Annotated in this window: 13 protein-coding genes; 3 read left to right on the forward strand and 10 right to left on the reverse strand. The window is 64.8% G+C overall.

Features of this window, described 5'->3' with window-relative positions; translation table 11 throughout:
* Positions 1-2: 2 nt before the first annotated feature.
* Complete coding sequence (gene uraD / locus ACFQX9_RS34520) at positions 3-890, forward strand: 2-oxo-4-hydroxy-4-carboxy-5-ureidoimidazoline decarboxylase (RefSeq protein WP_377791721.1); 888 nt, start codon at positions 3-5, stop codon at positions 888-890.
* On the opposite strand, the gene ACFQX9_RS34525 is transcribed toward uraD, so the two are convergent.
* Positions 887-3,613 carry a molybdopterin-dependent oxidoreductase gene (locus ACFQX9_RS34525; protein ID WP_377791722.1) on the reverse strand — a complete coding sequence of 909 codons (2,727 nt, stop codon included), beginning with the start codon at positions 3,611-3,613 and terminating at the stop codon, positions 887-889. The two genes, uraD and ACFQX9_RS34525, sit on opposite strands and share 4 nt — an antisense overlap.
* On the reverse strand, positions 3,610-4,437 hold the full coding sequence (locus ACFQX9_RS34530) for an FAD binding domain-containing protein (RefSeq protein ID WP_377791723.1): 828 nt from the start codon (positions 4,435-4,437) through the stop codon (positions 3,610-3,612). The genes ACFQX9_RS34525 and ACFQX9_RS34530 overlap by 4 nt, the downstream gene beginning before the upstream one ends.
* A 153-nt stretch (positions 4,438-4,590) precedes the next feature.
* Here ACFQX9_RS34530 and ACFQX9_RS34535 point away from each other — a divergent pair, with 153 nt between their 5' ends.
* Positions 4,591-5,940 (forward strand): 8-oxoguanine deaminase, encoded by a 1,350-nt coding sequence (locus tag ACFQX9_RS34535; RefSeq protein ID WP_377791724.1) that lies wholly within the window; start codon positions 4,591-4,593, stop codon positions 5,938-5,940.
* Between the two features lie 112 nt (positions 5,941-6,052).
* Here the strand turns inward: ACFQX9_RS34535 and ACFQX9_RS34540 are convergent, their stop codons facing one another.
* The 4 genes from ACFQX9_RS34540 to ACFQX9_RS34555 all read right to left on the reverse strand — a co-directional run bounded on the left by ACFQX9_RS34540 (position 6,053) and on the right by ACFQX9_RS34555 (position 10,758).
* The gene (locus ACFQX9_RS34540; RefSeq protein WP_377791853.1) at positions 6,053-7,129 is read right to left on the reverse strand and encodes a BMP family ABC transporter substrate-binding protein; all 1,077 of its coding nucleotides are present in this window, start codon (positions 7,127-7,129) and stop codon (positions 6,053-6,055) included.
* A 78-nt stretch (positions 7,130-7,207) separates the two neighbouring features.
* Positions 7,208-8,125, reverse strand: a complete 918-nt coding sequence (locus ACFQX9_RS34545) for an ABC transporter permease (protein WP_377791725.1) — start codon at positions 8,123-8,125, stop codon at positions 7,208-7,210.
* Entirely contained in the window at positions 8,112-9,203 is a 1,092-nt protein-coding gene (locus ACFQX9_RS34550) for an ABC transporter permease (protein WP_247372368.1), read from the reverse strand. The genes ACFQX9_RS34545 and ACFQX9_RS34550 overlap by 14 nt, the downstream gene beginning before the upstream one ends.
* The gene (locus ACFQX9_RS34555; RefSeq protein WP_377791726.1) at positions 9,187-10,758 is read right to left on the reverse strand and encodes an ABC transporter ATP-binding protein; all 1,572 of its coding nucleotides are present in this window, start codon (positions 10,756-10,758) and stop codon (positions 9,187-9,189) included. The genes ACFQX9_RS34550 and ACFQX9_RS34555 overlap by 17 nt, the downstream gene beginning before the upstream one ends.
* Positions 10,759-11,330: 572 nt before the next feature.
* On the opposite strand from ACFQX9_RS34555, the gene ACFQX9_RS34560 reads away from it, so the two are divergent.
* Complete coding sequence (locus ACFQX9_RS34560) at positions 11,331-12,440, forward strand: hypothetical protein (protein WP_247297937.1); 1,110 nt, start codon at positions 11,331-11,333, stop codon at positions 12,438-12,440.
* Positions 12,441-12,572: 132 nt separating this feature from the next.
* Here ACFQX9_RS34560 and ACFQX9_RS34565 read toward each other — a convergent pair whose 3' ends face one another.
* The 4 genes from ACFQX9_RS34565 to ACFQX9_RS34580 are packed head-to-tail and all read right to left on the reverse strand — an operon-like array spanning position 12,573 to position 16,222.
* Positions 12,573-13,058, reverse strand: a complete 486-nt coding sequence (locus ACFQX9_RS34565) for a nucleoside deaminase (protein ID WP_377791727.1) — start codon at positions 13,056-13,058, stop codon at positions 12,573-12,575.
* Between the two features lie 13 nt (positions 13,059-13,071).
* Positions 13,072-14,604 carry an ABC transporter ATP-binding protein gene (locus tag ACFQX9_RS34570; protein ID WP_377791728.1) on the reverse strand — a complete coding sequence of 511 codons (1,533 nt, stop codon included), beginning with the start codon at positions 14,602-14,604 and terminating at the stop codon, positions 13,072-13,074.
* Positions 14,601-15,284 (reverse strand): cysteine hydrolase family protein, encoded by a 684-nt coding sequence (locus ACFQX9_RS34575; RefSeq protein WP_377791729.1) that lies wholly within the window; start codon positions 15,282-15,284, stop codon positions 14,601-14,603. Before ACFQX9_RS34575 ends, ACFQX9_RS34570 begins: the two co-directional genes overlap by 4 nt.
* 11 nt (positions 15,285-15,295) lie before the next feature.
* On the reverse strand, positions 15,296-16,222 hold the full coding sequence (locus ACFQX9_RS34580; protein ID WP_377791730.1) for an ABC transporter permease: 927 nt from the start codon (positions 16,220-16,222) through the stop codon (positions 15,296-15,298).
* Position 16,223 lies beyond the last annotated feature (1 nt).

The raw sequence follows: 16,223 nt of genomic DNA on the forward strand, positions 1-16,223 counted from the left end.
CGATGTCGCAGATATCGCTGTCTGATCTCAATGCCGCCGATGAAGCCGATTTCGTTGCCGCGCTCGCCAACGTCGTTGAATATTCGCCGTGGATCGCCGGTCAACTGGCGGCGAAGCGACCGTTCACCGGCATCAACCAGTTGCACGCCGCGCTGATGGCGGCGATCCAGAGTGCCGAACCCGAGGTGCAATTGGCGTTGATCCGGGCGCATCCGGACCTCGCCAACAAGACCCAGCGCGCGGCGGGGCTCACCGCGGAATCGACCGACGAGCAGAACAGCGCCGGCCTCGACCGGCTGTCGGAGGCCGAATACGCGGCGTTCGAGCGCGTCAACAATGCCTATCGCGACAAGTTCGACATCCCCTATATCGTCTGCGTGCGCCGTCACACCAGGGATTCCGTGCTGCGCGATTTCGAGACGCGATTGCGCAATATCGCCAAGACCGAGACGCGACGTGCGATCGAGGAGATCGGCCGTATCTCGGCGTTGCGGCTCGATCAACTCGTCGCAGCCGATGACAAGCTCAAGGTCCACGGCCGGCTCTCGACCCATGTGCTGGACAACCACGCCGGCAAGCCCGCGCCGGGCATTCCGGTCGAGCTGGTCGAGCTCGCGAATCTCGGCGAGAGCCGCGTGATAGCGCGCGCCGTGACCAATGCGGACGGCCGCACCGACCAGCCGCTGATCGAGGGCCGGCCGCTGCCGATCGGCCGCTACGAGCTCCGGTTTAGCGTCGCCAAATATTACGCCCAGCGCAACGTGCAGCTCACCGACCCGCCGTTCCTCGACGAGATCCCGCTACGCTTTGCGATCAGCGAGCCGGAAAGCCACTACCACGTGCCGCTGCTCGTCACGCCGTGGAGCTATTCAACCTATCGCGGCAGTTAATTGCCGAACTTCTCGTGCAGCGCCGGAAACAGCCGGTCCGGCTTGTAGGGCGGCGCAGTGAAGCGGATGCCGGTGGCATCGGCAATCGCGTTGCCGAGGGCGGCGGCGACCGGATTGTACGGACTCTCGCTCATCGACTTCGCCCCCAGCGGGCCGATCGTGTCGGAGGTCTCGGCGAAGAGGACCTCGGTGCGGGGGACATCGGCGAAAGAGGGCAGGTGATAGTCGCGGAATTTGGGGTTGGCGACGCGGCCGTCCGCGTCGATCACCATCTCCTCGTAGAGCGCGGCACCGAGCGCCTGCGCGACACCGCCTTCGACCTGGCCGCAGCATTGCATGGGATTGGCGACGACGCCGGCGTCCGCCGCATGCACGCTCCTGAGAATCCGGAGCTCGCCGGTGCCCTTGTTCACGGCGACGCGAAAGCCCTGCACGTTGAAGCCGACCGAACGCGGCGTCCCGCCGGAATTGCCGGCGCCTGCCAACGGCTGTCCGCGCTCGCGCGCGAGCTTTGCCAGCTCGACAAAGGACATGCGCCGTACGCCACTGACGACGGCCTCGCTCTCGAGCGTGCAGCTGCCGACGTCGCAGAGCCATGCGCCGGCGGCGGCCGCCTTCAGCTCGGTTGCGAGCTGCACGGCTGCCGCATGCGTCGCCTTCCCGGCGACGAACATGCCGGCGCTGCCATAGGCGCCGGTATCGTGGCCGCCATGGGCGGTGTCGGACTGGCGCAGGCGGATCCGGTCGACGGTGGTCGCAAGCGTGGTCGCCGCGATCTGCCGGTGCACGGTGCTGGTGCCGTTGCCGAATTCGGCGGTGCCGACGGTGAGGTCGAAGCTGGCGTCGTCGTTGAGGGTGACCATCGCATCCGCGAGATGGCCCGCCGGGGGCACCGTGTCGATCATGGTCAGCGCGACGCCGTCGCCGATCAGCCACTCCGGCGACAGGTCCGGCTGCGGGCCATCGGCCTGCATCGCGCGCTCGACGAGGTCGAGGCACTGGTCGAGCCCGTAGGAGCCGTAGAGCACGTCGTGAAATTCCGATGGCGGTGGCGACACCATGGGATCGCCGGGCTTGACGACGTTGCGCCGCCGCATCTCGTAAGGGCTGATGCCAAGCTGCTTGGCCAGTTCGTCGATCGCGGCCTCGACCGCGATCAGTGTTTGCGGCAAGCCATAACCGCGAAACGCGCCTGCCGGCACTGTATTGGTGTAGACCGCGTGGCCGTCGACCCGCTTGTTCCGGCAATTGTAGACGCTGATGGATTCCGCCAGCGAGTGGAACATCACCGGGCCGGCATGATTGCCGTAGGCGCCGGTGTTGGAGAGCACGTCGAGCTGGAGCGCGGTGAGCTTGCCGTCCGCGTCGGCACCGGCCTTGACGTGGACCCGCATCGGATGCCGCGTCGAGGTTGCGATGAACTGCTCCTCGCGCGTGAGCTCCAGCTTCACCGGCCGCCCGGTCTTGAGCGCCGCGAGCGCCAGAATGTCCTCGACGAACATCTCCTGCTTGCCGCCAAAGCCGCCGCCGACGCGCTCGCAGAACACGCGGACCTTGTCCATGGGAAGCTCGAAGATATCAGACAGCGCACGCCTGGTCAGGAACGGCACCTGCGTCGAGGTGCGGACATTGAGCACGCCGGAAGCGTCGAGCCAGGCGAGGCCGCCGTGGGTTTCCAAAGCGGCATGCTGCACACGGTGACTATGGAAGGTGCCCTCGAAGGTTGCGGCAGATGTCGCGAGCGCAGCCGCCACGTCGCCGAATTCGCCATGCGTCTCCGCGGCGAGGTTGCGCTGGGCGTCGGCGACGCGGTTCGCGGTGGTGCGGTCGGGATGAATGATGGGTGCGCCGGGCGCCATTGCTATTTCAGGGTCGATCAGCGCGGGGAGGACCTCGTAGTCGACCTTCAGCCGGCGGCAAGCATCCTCGGCGGCGGCTTCGCTGTCTGCGACGACGGCGGCGACCTTCTGGCCGATGAAGCGGACGATTTCGTCGAGGACACGAGTGTCCTCGGGATCCATCCAGTCCTTCTCATGCCGCGCTGTCGACATCAGAGTGGTTGGCGCATCCTCATGCGTCAGCACCGCGTGCACGCCGGAAACGCTCAGCGCTTCCGACTTGTCGATCGCGACGATCCTCGCGTGGGCGTGGGGCGAACGTAGCAGCTTGATATGCAGCAGGCCGTCAATCTGCGTGTCGAACGTGTAGCGCGCCTTGCCGCGCACGACATCGGGGCCAGCCGGCGCCGGCAGGCTGCGGCCGAATGCGGCGCCGGCCTCGACGCTCTCCTCGATGTTGGTCTTGCCGAGCAACGCATCCTCGATCGAACGATACCCGGTGCAGCGGCAGATATTGCCCTTCAGCGCGACGCCGAGATCGGTGCGCTGCGCCTGGTTCAGCGAGGCGCAGGTCAGGATCATGCCGGCGGTGCAGAAGCCGCATTGAAAGCCCTGCGCATCGAGGAAAGCCTGCTGCATCGGGTGCGCGCCGCCGTCTCCGCCCAGACCTTCGATCGTGGTGACGGCACGACCTTCGGCGCGGAAGGCCGGGATCAGGCAGCTATGCACCGGTTCGCCGTCCAGCAGCACCGTGCAGGCGCCGCAATCGCCGGCATCGCAGCCCTTCTTCACGCCGAAATGGCCGAGTTCGCGCAGGAACGTGCGCAGGCACTGGCCGGCACGTGGCTCCTGCGGAAACGTCGTGCCATTGACCTCGAAGCTCATGACGACTGTGCTCCGATGAGTTCGTCGCGGATCTCTTCGGCAAGCCGCAGTGTCATGTGCTTGCGCCAGAGCGGCTTGCCATGGTTGTCGGTGTGGTACAGATCGTCCGTGATCTGCTGTGCGATGGCCTCGCGAAGCGCTTTCGCGTTGGGCGGCTTGGGGAAGAACAACCGGATCGGCCGCACCGTCGATGCGGTGACTGTGAGCGTCAGCGTGCCATCGGCATCCAGACTGCCGATCACCAGCGCCGCCGAGCGGCCGACCGGCGCCAGCGAGATCTGGCGGAAGGCCGTACGACGCTTCAGCGCGGCGATCGGAATATCGATCTGCCGGAGCAGATCCCCCGGCGCCAGAAGGTTACGCTGGTTGCCGGTGACGAAGTCGATGACGGGCATCATCTGTTCGCCGCCGCCGGCCTTCCAGATGGTGCAGACGCCCTCCAGCGCCGCGGTGAGCGAGATCATCGGTCCCGCCGGCAGCGACATGCAGAGATTGCCGCCGACCGTCGCCGTCTTCCATATCTTGAACGAAGCAAGGAAGGCGCGGCAGCACTGGTTGATCAGCGGTGCCGCGAACCAGTCGGGTGGGCAGGTGAATCCATCGAGCTGCGCAACGGTGCAGGTGGCCGCGATGCTGAAATGGCTCTCCGTGACAGTTAGCGCCGGCCATTTGAGGTCGGTGAGATCGATGAGCCGAGTCAGGTGAATTTGCGGCTCCGAGAACAGCCAGGTGCCGCCCGCGAGCCAAGCATCACCTGGCGTCCAAACGGGCAGCTGCGCGCGCGTTTGCGGATGGGCGACCGCTGTGATGGTATTCAAGTCCATGGCGACGCCAACGCTTCCAACGAGTGAATCGAGCCGGGAGAAAGTCTTGCAAGACGAGCGCCAAGTCGCAACAACAAGTCGCAGCAAAAGCGCAATCAGGCCGGCCCCTGCCTTGCAGGCCTGTCGGGAGCGGATGTGAGGAGGAGCAGATTCATGAGCGACGCAAAGCCGATCTGGATCAGGGATCCCCTGGCTATCCTCGCCGATGGCGCCGAGCGCGGCGTCGTGGTGCGGGACGGCCGAATTGTCGAGCTGGTGCCGGCCGGCGGTGCGCGCGCAACCGCTGACGTCGCGGTGTTCGATGCTGGCGACCACGTCGTGCTGCCCGGCCTCATCAACACCCATCACCATTTTTACCAGACGCTGACGCGGGCACTGCCCGCGGCGATGGACCGCGAGCTGTTTCCCTGGCTCCAGGCGCTCTATCCGGTGTGGGCGAAGCTGACGCCTGATGCGCTCGAGCTCGCTGTCACGGTGGCGATGGCCGAACTGCTGCTGTCGGGCTGCACCACTACGACGGATCATCACTACGTATTTCCGTCAGGGCTCGAAGACGCCGTCGATATCGAGGTGGCGGTGGCCAGGCGGCTCGGCGTGCGCGTGCTGCTCACGCGCGGCTCGATGAACCTGTCGCAGCGCGACGGCGGTCTGCCGCCCGATAGCGTCGTGCAGGATGAGGACACCATCCTCGCGGACAGCGCGCGCGTCGTCGCCAAGCACCACCAGCGCGGCGCGGATGCGATGGTGCAGATCGCGCTCGCACCTTGCTCGCCCTTCTCGGTGTCGACGTCCCTGATGCGCGCCACCGCCGATCTGGCCGACAAGCTGAACGTGCGCCTGCATACCCATCTTGCCGAGACCGAGGACGAGAACAGATTCTGCCAGGAGATGTATGGCTGCCGTCCGCTCGACTATCTCGAACAATGCGGCTGGCTCAATGCGCGGACGTGGCTCGCCCATGGCATCTTCTTCAATGCAGAAGAGATGAAGCGGCTCGGCAGGGCGAAGACGACGATCAGTCATTGCGCCTGCAGCAACCAACTCCTGGCCTCCGGCTGCTGTCCCGTCTGCGAGATGGAGGAGGCTGGTGTCGGCATCGGCATCGGCGTCGATGGCTCGGCCTCGAACGACGGATCGAACCTGATGCAGGAGGTGCGGGCCGCGTTCCTGCTGCAACGGGCGCGCTACGGGGTGACGAAGGTCAGTCACAAGGATGCGCTGCGCTGGGCCACCAAGGGCTCGGCGGCCTGCGTCGGCCGGCCGGAACTCGGCGAGATCGCCGTCGGGAAGGCGGCAGATCTCGCGCTGTTCAGGCTCGACGAGCTGCGCTTCTCCGGCCATGGCGATCCCTTGGCCGCACTGGTGCTGTGCGGCGCGCATCGGGCCGACAGGGTGATGGTGGCGGGAAAATGGGCCGTGATCGATGGCGCGATCCCCGGTCTTGATGTGGCAGACCTCATCCACCGCCACAGTTCGGCGGCGCGAGCCATGCAGGCGGGATAGTACCTAGGCGAAGATAGAAAGAGGGGGCGACCACAAGTGCCGGGTGCTTCTGGCCACCCCCTCCGAACCTCCTCCGGGAGGAGCAGGTGATTTAGGCGATGCAAGAAGCGTGCTACTTGCCCGGCAGCTTGTCGTCGATGCCTTTGACGTAGAAATTCATGCCGAGGATCTGGCCGTCGTCGAGATTGGCGCCGCCCTTGCACTCGATCGGCTTGCCGTCCTGCCCAAGGACCGGGCACTTGAACGGATGCAGCTTGCCCGCGGTGATCGCGGCCTGGGCATCCTCGGCGATCTTCTTCACGTCGTCAGGCATATTGGTGTAGGGCGCCATCGCGAACATGTGGCTGTCGAGGCCGCCCCATGTGTCCTCGGATTTCCAGGTTCCGTCGAGCTCGGCCTTGACGCGGGCAATGTAGTAGGGACCCCAGGTATCGAGGATCGAGGTCAGCTGGGTCTTCGGCCCGAACTTGATCATCTCGGAATCCTGGCCGAAGGCGAGCTTGCCGCGTTCGCTGGCGATCTGCATTGCCGCCGGCGAATCCGTGTGTTGCATGATGATGTCGGCGCCCTGGTCGATCAGCGCCTTCGCGGCGTCGGCCTCCTTGCCCGGGTCGAACCAGGTGTTGGCCCAGATGATCTTGACCTTGATGTTCGGATTGATGGTCTGCGCGGCGAGGATCGTCGCGTTGATGCCGGAGACGACCTCGGGAATCGGGAACGAGCCGATATAGCCGAGCACGCCGGACTTCGACATCTTGGCCGCGATCAGGCCCTGGATGTAGCGGCCCTGGTACCATTTGGCCGAATAAGTCGACATGTTCGGGTTGCGCTTGTATCCGGTCGCGTGCTCGAAATGCACGTTCGGATATTTCTTCGCGACCTTCAGCGTCGGATCCATGTAGCCGAACGAGGTGGTGAAGATCAGCTTGTTGCCGGCGCGGACGAGCTGCTCGATGGAGCGCTCGGCGTCGGGGCCTTCAGGCACGTTTTCGAGGAAAGTGGTCTCGATCTTGTCGCCGAGCTCCTTCACCAGCGCCTGGCGTGCCAGCTCATGCTGATAGGTCCAGCCGAGGTCACCGACCGGGCCGAGGTAGATAAACCCGACTTTCAGCTTGTCGGCGGCGGAGGCTGCACCGACGCTCCCGGCAAGCAAGAGCCCGGCGGCCAGCGCAAGAAGTGATTTCCTCATCATCAATCTCCAAACATCAGGGGAAAGCCATGATCCGCAACGTGCGCGCCCCATCGCGCACGGTGCGGAGATGAAACGCTAGCGGTCAGGCACGAACACGGTGCCAAGCGCAGCCGGTGCGGTCGATCCACCCGTGCGCGCGCGGGAGAGCAGGACCAAGACGATGACAGTCGAAAGATAAGGCAGCGCCGACATCAGCTGCGAGGGAATGCCGACGCCCCAGCCCTGCGCGTGCAGCTGCAGGATCGTCACCGCGCCGAACAGATACGCGCCGACCACGAGGCGGTCCGGCCGCCAGGACGAGAACACCACCAGCGCCAGCGCGATCCAGCCGCGGCCTGCGGTCATGCCGGGAATGAAGAAGGGCGTATAGGCGAGCGGCAGATAAGCGCCGGCAAGTCCTGCGCAGGCGCCGCCGAACATCACCGCTAAGGTGCGGATGCGCAGCACGGGATAGCCGAGCGCATGCGCAGACACGTGGTTGTCGCCGCAGGCGCGCAGGATCAATCCCGGCCGCGTACGGTACAGGAACCACCAGACGCCGATGACCAGCGCCAGCGAGAAATAGACGAAGGCGTCCTCGCCGAACAACACGCGGCCAACCAGCGGAATATCCGTGAGACCGGGAATGTTGAGATGCAGCGCCGGCGTGATGCGCTCGCCGACGAAGCCAGCGCCGATCAGGCCGGAGAGTCCGACACCCAGGATGGTCAGCGCCAGCCCTGTCGCAACCTGGTTGACCGCAAGCCCGAGCGCCATCAGTGCGAAGACCAGTGATATCAACGTGCCGGCGACGATGCCGAACAGTGCGCCGATAAAGATCGAGCCGGTCAACCACGCACCTGCAAAGCCACATGCGGCGCCGACGATCATCATGCCCTCGACGCCGAGATTGAGCACACCGGAGCGCTCGGTCACGAGCTCGCCGGTCGCCGCGATCAGGAGCGGCGTCGAGGCGGCGAGCACCGCGAGGATGATGGCTTCAATGAGTTCCACGAGCCACCTGTCGGTTCGGGAAAACCAGCTTGAAGCGGTAGAGGATGAGGGAATCGCAGGCGAGCACGTAGAACAGCAGGATGCCCTGAAAAACCTTTGTCACGTCCAACGGGATCTTCATCGCGATCTGCGCCTGCTCGCCGCCGATAAAGGTCAACGCGAGAAAAAGGCCTGCAATTAATATTCCAAGGGGGTTCAACCGGCCGAGAAAGGCGACGATGATCGCCGTAAAACCGTAACCCGGCGAGATGCCGGGCTGGAGATGTCCGACCGGACCTGCAACCTCGATGATGCCGGCGAGGCCTGCCAGCGCGCCCGAGACGGCGAAGGTCAGGATGATCAACTGGTTGGAATTGAAGCCGCCGAACCGCGCGGCGCGCGGCGCCGCACCGACCACGCGAATCTCGAATCCCTTGATGGTGCGCCCGAGCAGGATCGCCACCGCCGCGACAACGAGAAGGGCGATGATCGAGCCGAGATGCAGCCGGCCGCCTTCGATCAGCAGCGGCACCGTTGCGACCGGGTCGAACTCGGCGGTGGTCGGAAAGTTGAAACCGTGCGGATCGCGCCAGGGGCCGCGCACGAGATAGTCGAGGAAGAGATCGGCGACATACACCAGCATCAGGCTGGTCAGGATTTCGCTGGCGCCGAACTTCACCTTGCAGATTGCTGGGATCAGTGCGTAGAGCGCGCCTGCGGCGGCGGCGAGCACGAGCATGACCGGCAGCACCCAGACACCGGCGTCGGTGCCCTGCGTCTTCACCGCAATCCAGCTTCCGGCGACTGCACCGATCAGGAACTGCCCTTCGGCGCCGATGTTCCAGGCATTGGCGAGATAGCAGAGCGACAGCCCGATCGCGATCATCACCAGCGGTGTCGCCTTCACCGCGATTTCCTGGAGCGAATAGCTGTCGGTCAAAGGCGCGACGAAATAGGCGTGCAGCGCGAGCAGCGGATTCTTGCCAAGGATCGCGAACAGGATGACCATGGTCACGATCGTGAGGCCGATCGCGATCAGCGGAGAGATCAGCGCGATCGTGTTGGAGCGTTCGGCGCGCTTCTCAAGCACCAACTGCATGCGCGGCCTCCTTTGGCTCCAGCGTGCTGCCGCCCATCAACAGGCCGAGTTTTTCGCGCGTCGCCTCACTGGCGGCGAGCGGCGCAGATAGGTGGCCATGGAACATCACGGCGATGCGGTCGGCGATTTCCGCGAGCTCGTCGAGGTCCTGACTGGTCACGAGTACGGCGGCGCCCGCGGTTGCGAGATCAAGCAACGCCTGGCGGATGACGGCGGCAGCGCCGGCGTCGACGCCCCAGGTCGGTTGGCTCACCACCAGCACCGCGGGATTGCGCAGGATCTCGCGTCCCACAATGAACTTCTGCAAATTGCCGCCGGAGAGGGATGCTGCTTCCGGATCGCGCTTGGCCTTGCGGACGTCGAAGGTCTCGGTTGCGCGGTCGACCGTCTTCAGGGTGGCGGCAGTATCGATGAAGCCGCGATGGACCATGCCGCTGGCGGCGTGCCCGGTGAGAAGCGCATTCTCGGAAAGCTTCATGCGCGGCGCAGTGCCGTGGCCGAGCCGTTCCTCGGGAACGAAGGCCGCACCGAGCTTGCGGCGCTGCGTGATCGAGAGATGGCCGGCAGCAAGGCCTTCGATCACGATCGTGCCGGGATCCTTCGACAGGCGTTCGCCGGACAGCGCGGCGAACAGTTCGTCCTGGCCGTTGCCGGCGACGCCGGCGATGCCGAGGATCTCGCCGCCTTTCAGCTCGAACGAGATGTGCTCGAGCCGCACGCCATGCGCCTCGCCAGGGGCGAGCGAGAGATCGTTGACGACGAGGCGCGGCACCGCGGTCTGCCGGCCGGCGGCCGCCTTCACCTCCTTGATCTCACCGCCGACCATCATGCGCGCGAGCGAAGCGGCGGTCTCAAGCCTGGGATTGCAGGTCTCCACCTTCTTGCCGCCGCGCAGGATCGTTGCCGTGTCGCACAGGCGCTTCACCTCCTCGAGCTTGTGGCTGATGTAGAGGATGGCGCGACCTTCGGCCTTGAGCCGCTCCAGCACGACGAAGAGCTGGTCGGCTTCCTGTGGCGTCAGCACCGCGGTGGGCTCGTCAAGGATCAGGAATTGCGGATCCTGCATCAGCGCGCGGACGATCTCGATGCGCTGGCGCTCGCCGACCGACAATTGCCAGACCTCGCGTTTGGGGTCGAGCGGCAGACCATAAGTCTTCGACACCTGCTCAAGCCGCGCCGACATGTCCTTGAAGGATTCTCTTCCGTCGAGGCCGAGCGCGACGTTCTCGGCGACGGTGAGATTGTCGAACAACGAGAAATGCTGGAACACCATGCCGATGCCGCGGCTGCGCGCTTCCGAGGGACCGGACAGCACGATCGGCTGGCCCTGCCAGAAAATCTGGCCAGCGCTGGGCTGGATCAGCCCGTAGATCGCCTTGACCAGCGTCGACTTGCCGGCGCCGTTCTCGCCCAGCAGCGCGTGGATTTCCGTTGGCCAGATATCGATGTCGATGGCATCGTTGGCGAGGAAATCGCCATAGCGCTTGGTGAGCCCGACCGTCCTGAGGAGCGGGGACTCGCCGGAATGCAGGCTCTTAGCCGTGGGATCCAACATTCGCTGATGCGCTTGCATGGGGTGAAGTGCCTCAATACTGGGCTAGTTTGAACCGCCGCGTAAGGTGTGAAAAAGCGTCATCCCTTGCTCAACGCTTCGGCAGGCAGGAGGTGTCGGCGAGTCTCGGCTCTCGCCGGCGGCGATCGTCCTCAGACACCTTCCGAGCAGCCTTTGCAGTCCCGGCTTGCGTGTGACGCCTGTTGCAAATTTGTGACGGCTCAAGCCAAATCGGAACCCGCTATGCAGGCTTGGCGTGAAGTTAAGCAGAGACGCGCCAGCACGCGTATGCATTTGCGAACACCGCGACAGTAGCTTCCACCCATCTTGTTTGCCTTGTCCGGTCGACATGAAAAGGCGAACGAAATCAAATGGGGATATCCGGCAATGGGTCGCTCTCGGCCGACGGCGTGGCGGTGAGGTTGGCCTTCCAAATCGGCCGGTGAACGCCGCGCCCTGTGCAAACAAGCGGCATGCCTTGAAACAAGTTGAGGCTTCTCACTCCGGGAGATCGGCGCAAGTGTCGCACCCAAGGGACGTTCATTTTTACGTGTCCAAACTTGGGGGTATTCAGGATGTCGTTTCGTTTCAAGGCAATTGCAGCAGGCGCGCTGTCACTTGCTACGCTTGCTACCAGTGGCCTGGCTCAGGCGGCGGATCTGCCGGTCAAGGCTGCCAAGAAGGCGGCCGACCTTCCGTTCTTCCTGGTGATCGACGACCGCGTCACCTTCTCCTATATCTTCAATGCCTCGCAGCCCGGAGCGTTCACCAACACCAACGGCGTGATCAACGCCAAGACGACGAAGCAGGTCTACTCCTTCACCCACTTCGATGCCTGGACTTACGGCACCAACTTCTTCACCATCTCGATGTTCAAGTCGGACCACAACGATCCGGCAGGCCCGTGTACCGCCACAGGCGTGGTCGTGTCGCCGGCTGCAGGCTTCGCAGCGACACCCACGAGCTGTGCCGGCGCGACAGAAATCTACGGTCTTTTCCGCTCGACCTTCGGCTGGAACGAGATCTTCAACACCAAGGCCTTCACTCAGGGCCCGCTGCATAACATCTCGTTCGAGGTTGGCATGGATGCCAACACGGAGAACCGGTATTTCGGCGCCGCCAAGCGCGACGTTGTCGCCGGTCTGCAGTTTGCCTTCGATCTTCCCTATAAGGGCTACTTCAACGTCGCGCCGCTGGTGTATTGGGAGTTCGCCAACCACAACTCCTTCTCGCAGTGCGGCGCCGGTTGGTCCGCTCCGTGTATTGCCGACGGCAACACGTCGTTCAAGCCGACCTGGGCGATCGAAACCAATTACTATATGGACCTCGGCTTCCTGCCGCAGAACATGCAGTATTTCTCGATCAGCGGCCGCGCGGCGTGGTATGGCAAGAAGGGCACCGACACTGAGCCGCTTCCCGCCAGCGTCGCCAACGGCGTCTATCCCACCAAGGTCGAGTTCAACTCCGAGCCGATCCGCCTGACCCTCGATGCCTCGAAGGCGATTTGGGGTGATAAGTACTCGCACTTCGTCGACGTCTGGGTCGCCTATCGCTATTGGCAGAACAAGTTCGGCCTCGATCACAACAACGCCGTGGCCTGCACCACTTTGGCCGGTGGCGCGAGGGTGAGCACCGGCTCCTGCACCGAGTCCTCGCTCTACTCCGGTGTCACTGTGAAATTCTAGCCACCTGACACGCTTCAGGTGAACGACGATGGCGCCGCGTCAAACCTCCGCGGCGTCATCTTCGTTTGTGGGCAGGAAGGTAGGGGATGAGCCGTAGGCGCAATCCGCTCTACGAAATTGAATTGGTGTTTGCTACTTCGTCCACACGCCGTCGTGCAGCGCTTCGGCCTCGTCTTCGAGCAGCGGCCCCGCAACCTCTGTCGGCCGCTGGCCGCTGGCAAAGACTTCGCGACAGGGCAAGTCGAGCGTCGGGTTCTCCGGATGATCGCCGGTGATGCCGCGCAGGCGGTGCTCGCTGAGGCCATAGACGACACGGCCGATGCCGGCCCAGTAGATCGCGCCGGCGCACATCGCGCAGGGCTCGGCGGAGGAATAGAGCGTGGCTCTCGCCAACACCTCGCGGCCAAGCGTGCGGCAGGCCTGCGTGGCGCCGAGGCGCTCGGCATGCGCGGTGCCGTCGTGATCCGGCATGTAGCCGTTCTCGGCCTCGATCAGGACCTTGCCCTCGGCATCGACCACGATGCAGCCGAAGGGATGGTTGCCGTGCGTGAGGGAACGGCGGGCGACCGCGAAGGAAAGGCGGAGGAAGTGCTCGTCACGCTCGGACCCGCCGCTCATCGCTCTTCCCTGGTCAATGCCCCGCCATGTGCCGGCCGACCACGGTGAGATCGGCTTCGCTGGTCCGTGCTTCATACACGAATTCGCCGTGGAACATCACCACCAGCCGATCGGAGAGTTCAAGGAGTTCGTCGAGGTCCTCGCTGACCAACAGCACCGCGGCGCCGCGGTTGCGCGCGGCCATGATCTCGGCATGGATTTGCGCCACCGCCGCGAAATCGAGCCCGAAGCAGGGATTGGCCGCGATCAGCACCTCGACGTCGCCGCCGAGCTCACGGGCCAGCACGGCGCGCTGGACATTGCCGCCCGACAGCGCCGAGATCGGCGTGTCGGGCGTGCGGGTCTTGATCTTGTACTGGGCGATCTTCTTCCTGGCGTCGACGCGAAAGGCACCGCGGTTGAGCCACCAGCCGAGGCTAGCGAAAGGCGCGCGGTCGAATTCGCGGAAGGCGATGTTGTCGGCGACGCTCATGCCGCCGACACAGGCGTTCTTCAGCGGCTCCTCCGGCAGGAGTGACATATTGTGCCGCCGCATCTCCTCGCGGCTGGCGTGATAGGGATCGCCGGCGACGCGGATCTCGCCACTCTCAGCCCCGCGCTGCCCGGCCAGCACCTCGACGAGCTGGCGCTGGCCGTTGCCGGAGACGCCGGCGATGCCGACGATCTCGCCGGCACGGACCGTAAGGGAGACGTCGTGCACGGCGATGGCGCCGGCGTCGTCGCGCGCGCGCATCTTCGCCAGCTCCAGCTTCGCCTTGCCGGCCTCACCGGTGCGCGGCGGCTGTAGCGTCAGCTCCTCGGCGCCGATCATGGTGCGCGCCATGGCGTCCGTCGTCAGTTCGGACACCTTGCCGGCGCCGGCGAGCTTGCCGCGGCGCAGGATCGTGACGTCGTCGGCGAAGGCCATGACCTCGCGGAACTTGTGCGTGATCATCAGGATGGTCAGCTCGCCCTTGACGACCATGTCGCGGAGCATGCCAAGCACCTCGTCGGCTTCCGCCGGGGTCAGCACCGAGGTCGGCTCGTCCAGGATCAGGAAGCGACGCTTCAGGTAGAGCTGCTTGAGGATCTCGCATTTCTGGCGCTCGCCCGCGGAGATGTCGGAGACCTTTGCGCTGAGCGGTACCTTGAATGGCATGCGCGCGAGAAAGGCCTCGAGCTCCTTCATCTCTTTCGGCCAGTTCACGACAGCCGGCACGTCATCGCGCGCCAGCACCAGATTTTCGGCGACCGTCATCGCCGGCACCAGCGTGAAATGCTGGTAGACCATGCCGAGGCCGAGGGCGTGGGCGTCCTTCGGATTGCCGATCGCCTGCTCGCGCCCGCCGACGAGAATGTCACCCTCGGTGGCGTGGTAATAGCCCATAATGCATTTGACGAGCGTCGACTTGCCGGCGCCGTTCTCGCCGAGCAGCGCATGGAACGAACCCGGCCGCACTTTCAGCGCGACATTGTCCAGCGCCAGGAAATCACCGAAGCGCATGGTCATGGCGATGGCATCGACGCCGAAGGCGCCCGATGGCGGCGACGTTTCGCCGACGATCACGAAATCGCCCCGATGAAGGCGTCGGCGGTCGAGACCGCGCCGAACACGCCGCCCTGCATCTTGATCATCTTCAGCGCGTGGTCGTGGTTGCTCTTGTCAGTGGCACCGCAGCAGTCATGCAACAGCACGCATTCGAAGCCGCGGTCGTTGGCCTCTCGCATGGTGGTGTGAACGCAGACGTCGGTGGTGATCCCAGTGAGCACGATGTTCTCGATGCCGCGCACGCGCAGGATCAGCTCCAGATCGGTGGCGCAGAACGAACCCTTGCCGGGCTTGTCGATGATGGGTTCGCCGGGCAGCGGCGCGAGCTCGGGGATGATGTCCCACCCGGGCTCGCCGCGCACCAGGATCCGGCCGCATGGGCCGGGATCGCCGATGCCGGCGCCGATCTGCCGGGAACGCCAGCGCTTGTTGGCAGGAAGATCAGAGAGATCGGGACGGTGGCCTTCGCGGGTATGGATGATGTGAAAGCCTTGAGCGCGCATTGCCGTCAGCAGTTTCGTGATCGGCTCGATCGGCGCCCGCGTCAGTGAGAGATCATAGCCCATCTTGTCCACATAGCCGCCGACGCCGCAGAAATCGGTCTGCATGTCGATGATGATGAGCGCGGTGTTCTCGGGGCGCAGATCGCCGTTATAGGGCCATGCATAGGGTTCGGACTTGATGGTGCGCTCGGGCATGATTTCGCTCTCTAGCGGGTGATCGACAATTCGGCCGGGGCTCCGGTCAACGTGCGTTTCGGCGAGCAGGTGATGATCATGATCGCCAGCGTCAGGAGGTAGGGGGCTGCGTTGAAGAGGTGGTAGCCGGAGGTGACGCCGACCGATTGCAACGCGGGTCCCAGCGCTGCGGCGCCACCGAAAGCGAGCGAGGCCCAGAGACACAGCAAGGGGTCCCAGCGCGCGAAGATCACGAGCGCCACGGCCGTGATGCCCTGGCCCGAGGACAGGCCCTCGTTCCAGCTTCCGGGATAGAACAGCGACAGAAAGGAGCCACCGATGCCGGCGAGGAAGCCGCCGACCATGGTCGCGCGCAAGCGGATCAACAGCACGGAGTGGCCCATCGCACGCGCGGCGTCCGAACTCTCGCCGGCGGTGCGGATCAGGAGGCCCCAGCGCGTGATCCGGAAGGCCCAGTAGAGAGTTGGGGCGAGCGCGACACCAATCAGGAACAACACGTTGACCCGTAGTGCCGCGCGCACCTGTGGAATGTCGCTCCACCAGCCGAAATCGATCGCGGGCAGCCGCGGCGCGGTGGGCTCGATCAGCGGCTTGCCGAGATAGAAGGCAAGCCCGGTGCCGAACAGCATCAAGGCGATGCCAACCGCAATGTCGTTGACGCGCGGCAACGAGCAGATGCCGGCATGCAGCGCGCCCAGAAGCGCGCCGGTGATGCCAGCGGCGAGCACGCCGAGCCACGGCGATCCCGTAAGGTAGGAAATTCCGTAGGCGCTCATCGCGCCCATTACCAGCGTGCCTTCGAGGCCGAGATTGATGCGGCCGGAGCGCTCGGTGATGCATTCGCCCAGGCTCACGAACAGGAACGGGGTCGAGACTCGAATGGCGCCGCCGAGCACGGCGAGCGGAACGGTCCAGAGTCCGATCGAGCCGTCTGCCATC

The organism is Bradyrhizobium sp. GCM10028915 (assembly GCF_042666195.1).
GTDB lineage: Bacteria > Pseudomonadota > Alphaproteobacteria > Rhizobiales > Xanthobacteraceae > Bradyrhizobium > Bradyrhizobium canariense_D.

Bases quoted from the DNA above. Each gene is read 5' to 3' on its own strand.
- uraD (WP_377791721.1), top strand. From the start codon at position 3: ATGTCGCAGATATCGCTGTCTGATCTCAATGCCGCCGATGAAGCCGAT.
- ACFQX9_RS34525 (WP_377791722.1), bottom strand. From the start codon at position 3,613: ATGAGCTTCGAGGTCAATGGCACGACGTTTCCGCAGGAGCCACGTGCC.
- ACFQX9_RS34530 (WP_377791723.1), bottom strand. From the start codon at position 4,437: ATGGACTTGAATACCATCACAGCGGTCGCCCATCCGCAAACGCGCGCG.
- ACFQX9_RS34535 (WP_377791724.1), top strand. From the start codon at position 4,591: ATGAGCGACGCAAAGCCGATCTGGATCAGGGATCCCCTGGCTATCCTC.
- ACFQX9_RS34540 (WP_377791853.1), bottom strand. From the start codon at position 7,129: ATGAGGAAATCACTTCTTGCGCTGGCCGCCGGGCTCTTGCTTGCCGGG.
- ACFQX9_RS34550 (WP_247372368.1), bottom strand. From the start codon at position 9,203: ATGCAGTTGGTGCTTGAGAAGCGCGCCGAACGCTCCAACACGATCGCG.
- ACFQX9_RS34555 (WP_377791726.1), bottom strand. From the start codon at position 10,758: ATGTTGGATCCCACGGCTAAGAGCCTGCATTCCGGCGAGTCCCCGCTC.
- ACFQX9_RS34560 (WP_247297937.1), top strand. From the start codon at position 11,331: ATGTCGTTTCGTTTCAAGGCAATTGCAGCAGGCGCGCTGTCACTTGCT.
- ACFQX9_RS34565 (WP_377791727.1), bottom strand. From the start codon at position 13,058: ATGAGCGGCGGGTCCGAGCGTGACGAGCACTTCCTCCGCCTTTCCTTC.
- ACFQX9_RS34575 (WP_377791729.1), bottom strand. From the start codon at position 15,284: ATGCCCGAGCGCACCATCAAGTCCGAACCCTATGCATGGCCCTATAAC.
- ACFQX9_RS34580 (WP_377791730.1), bottom strand. From the start codon at position 16,222: ATGGCAGACGGCTCGATCGGACTCTGGACCGTTCCGCTCGCCGTGCTC.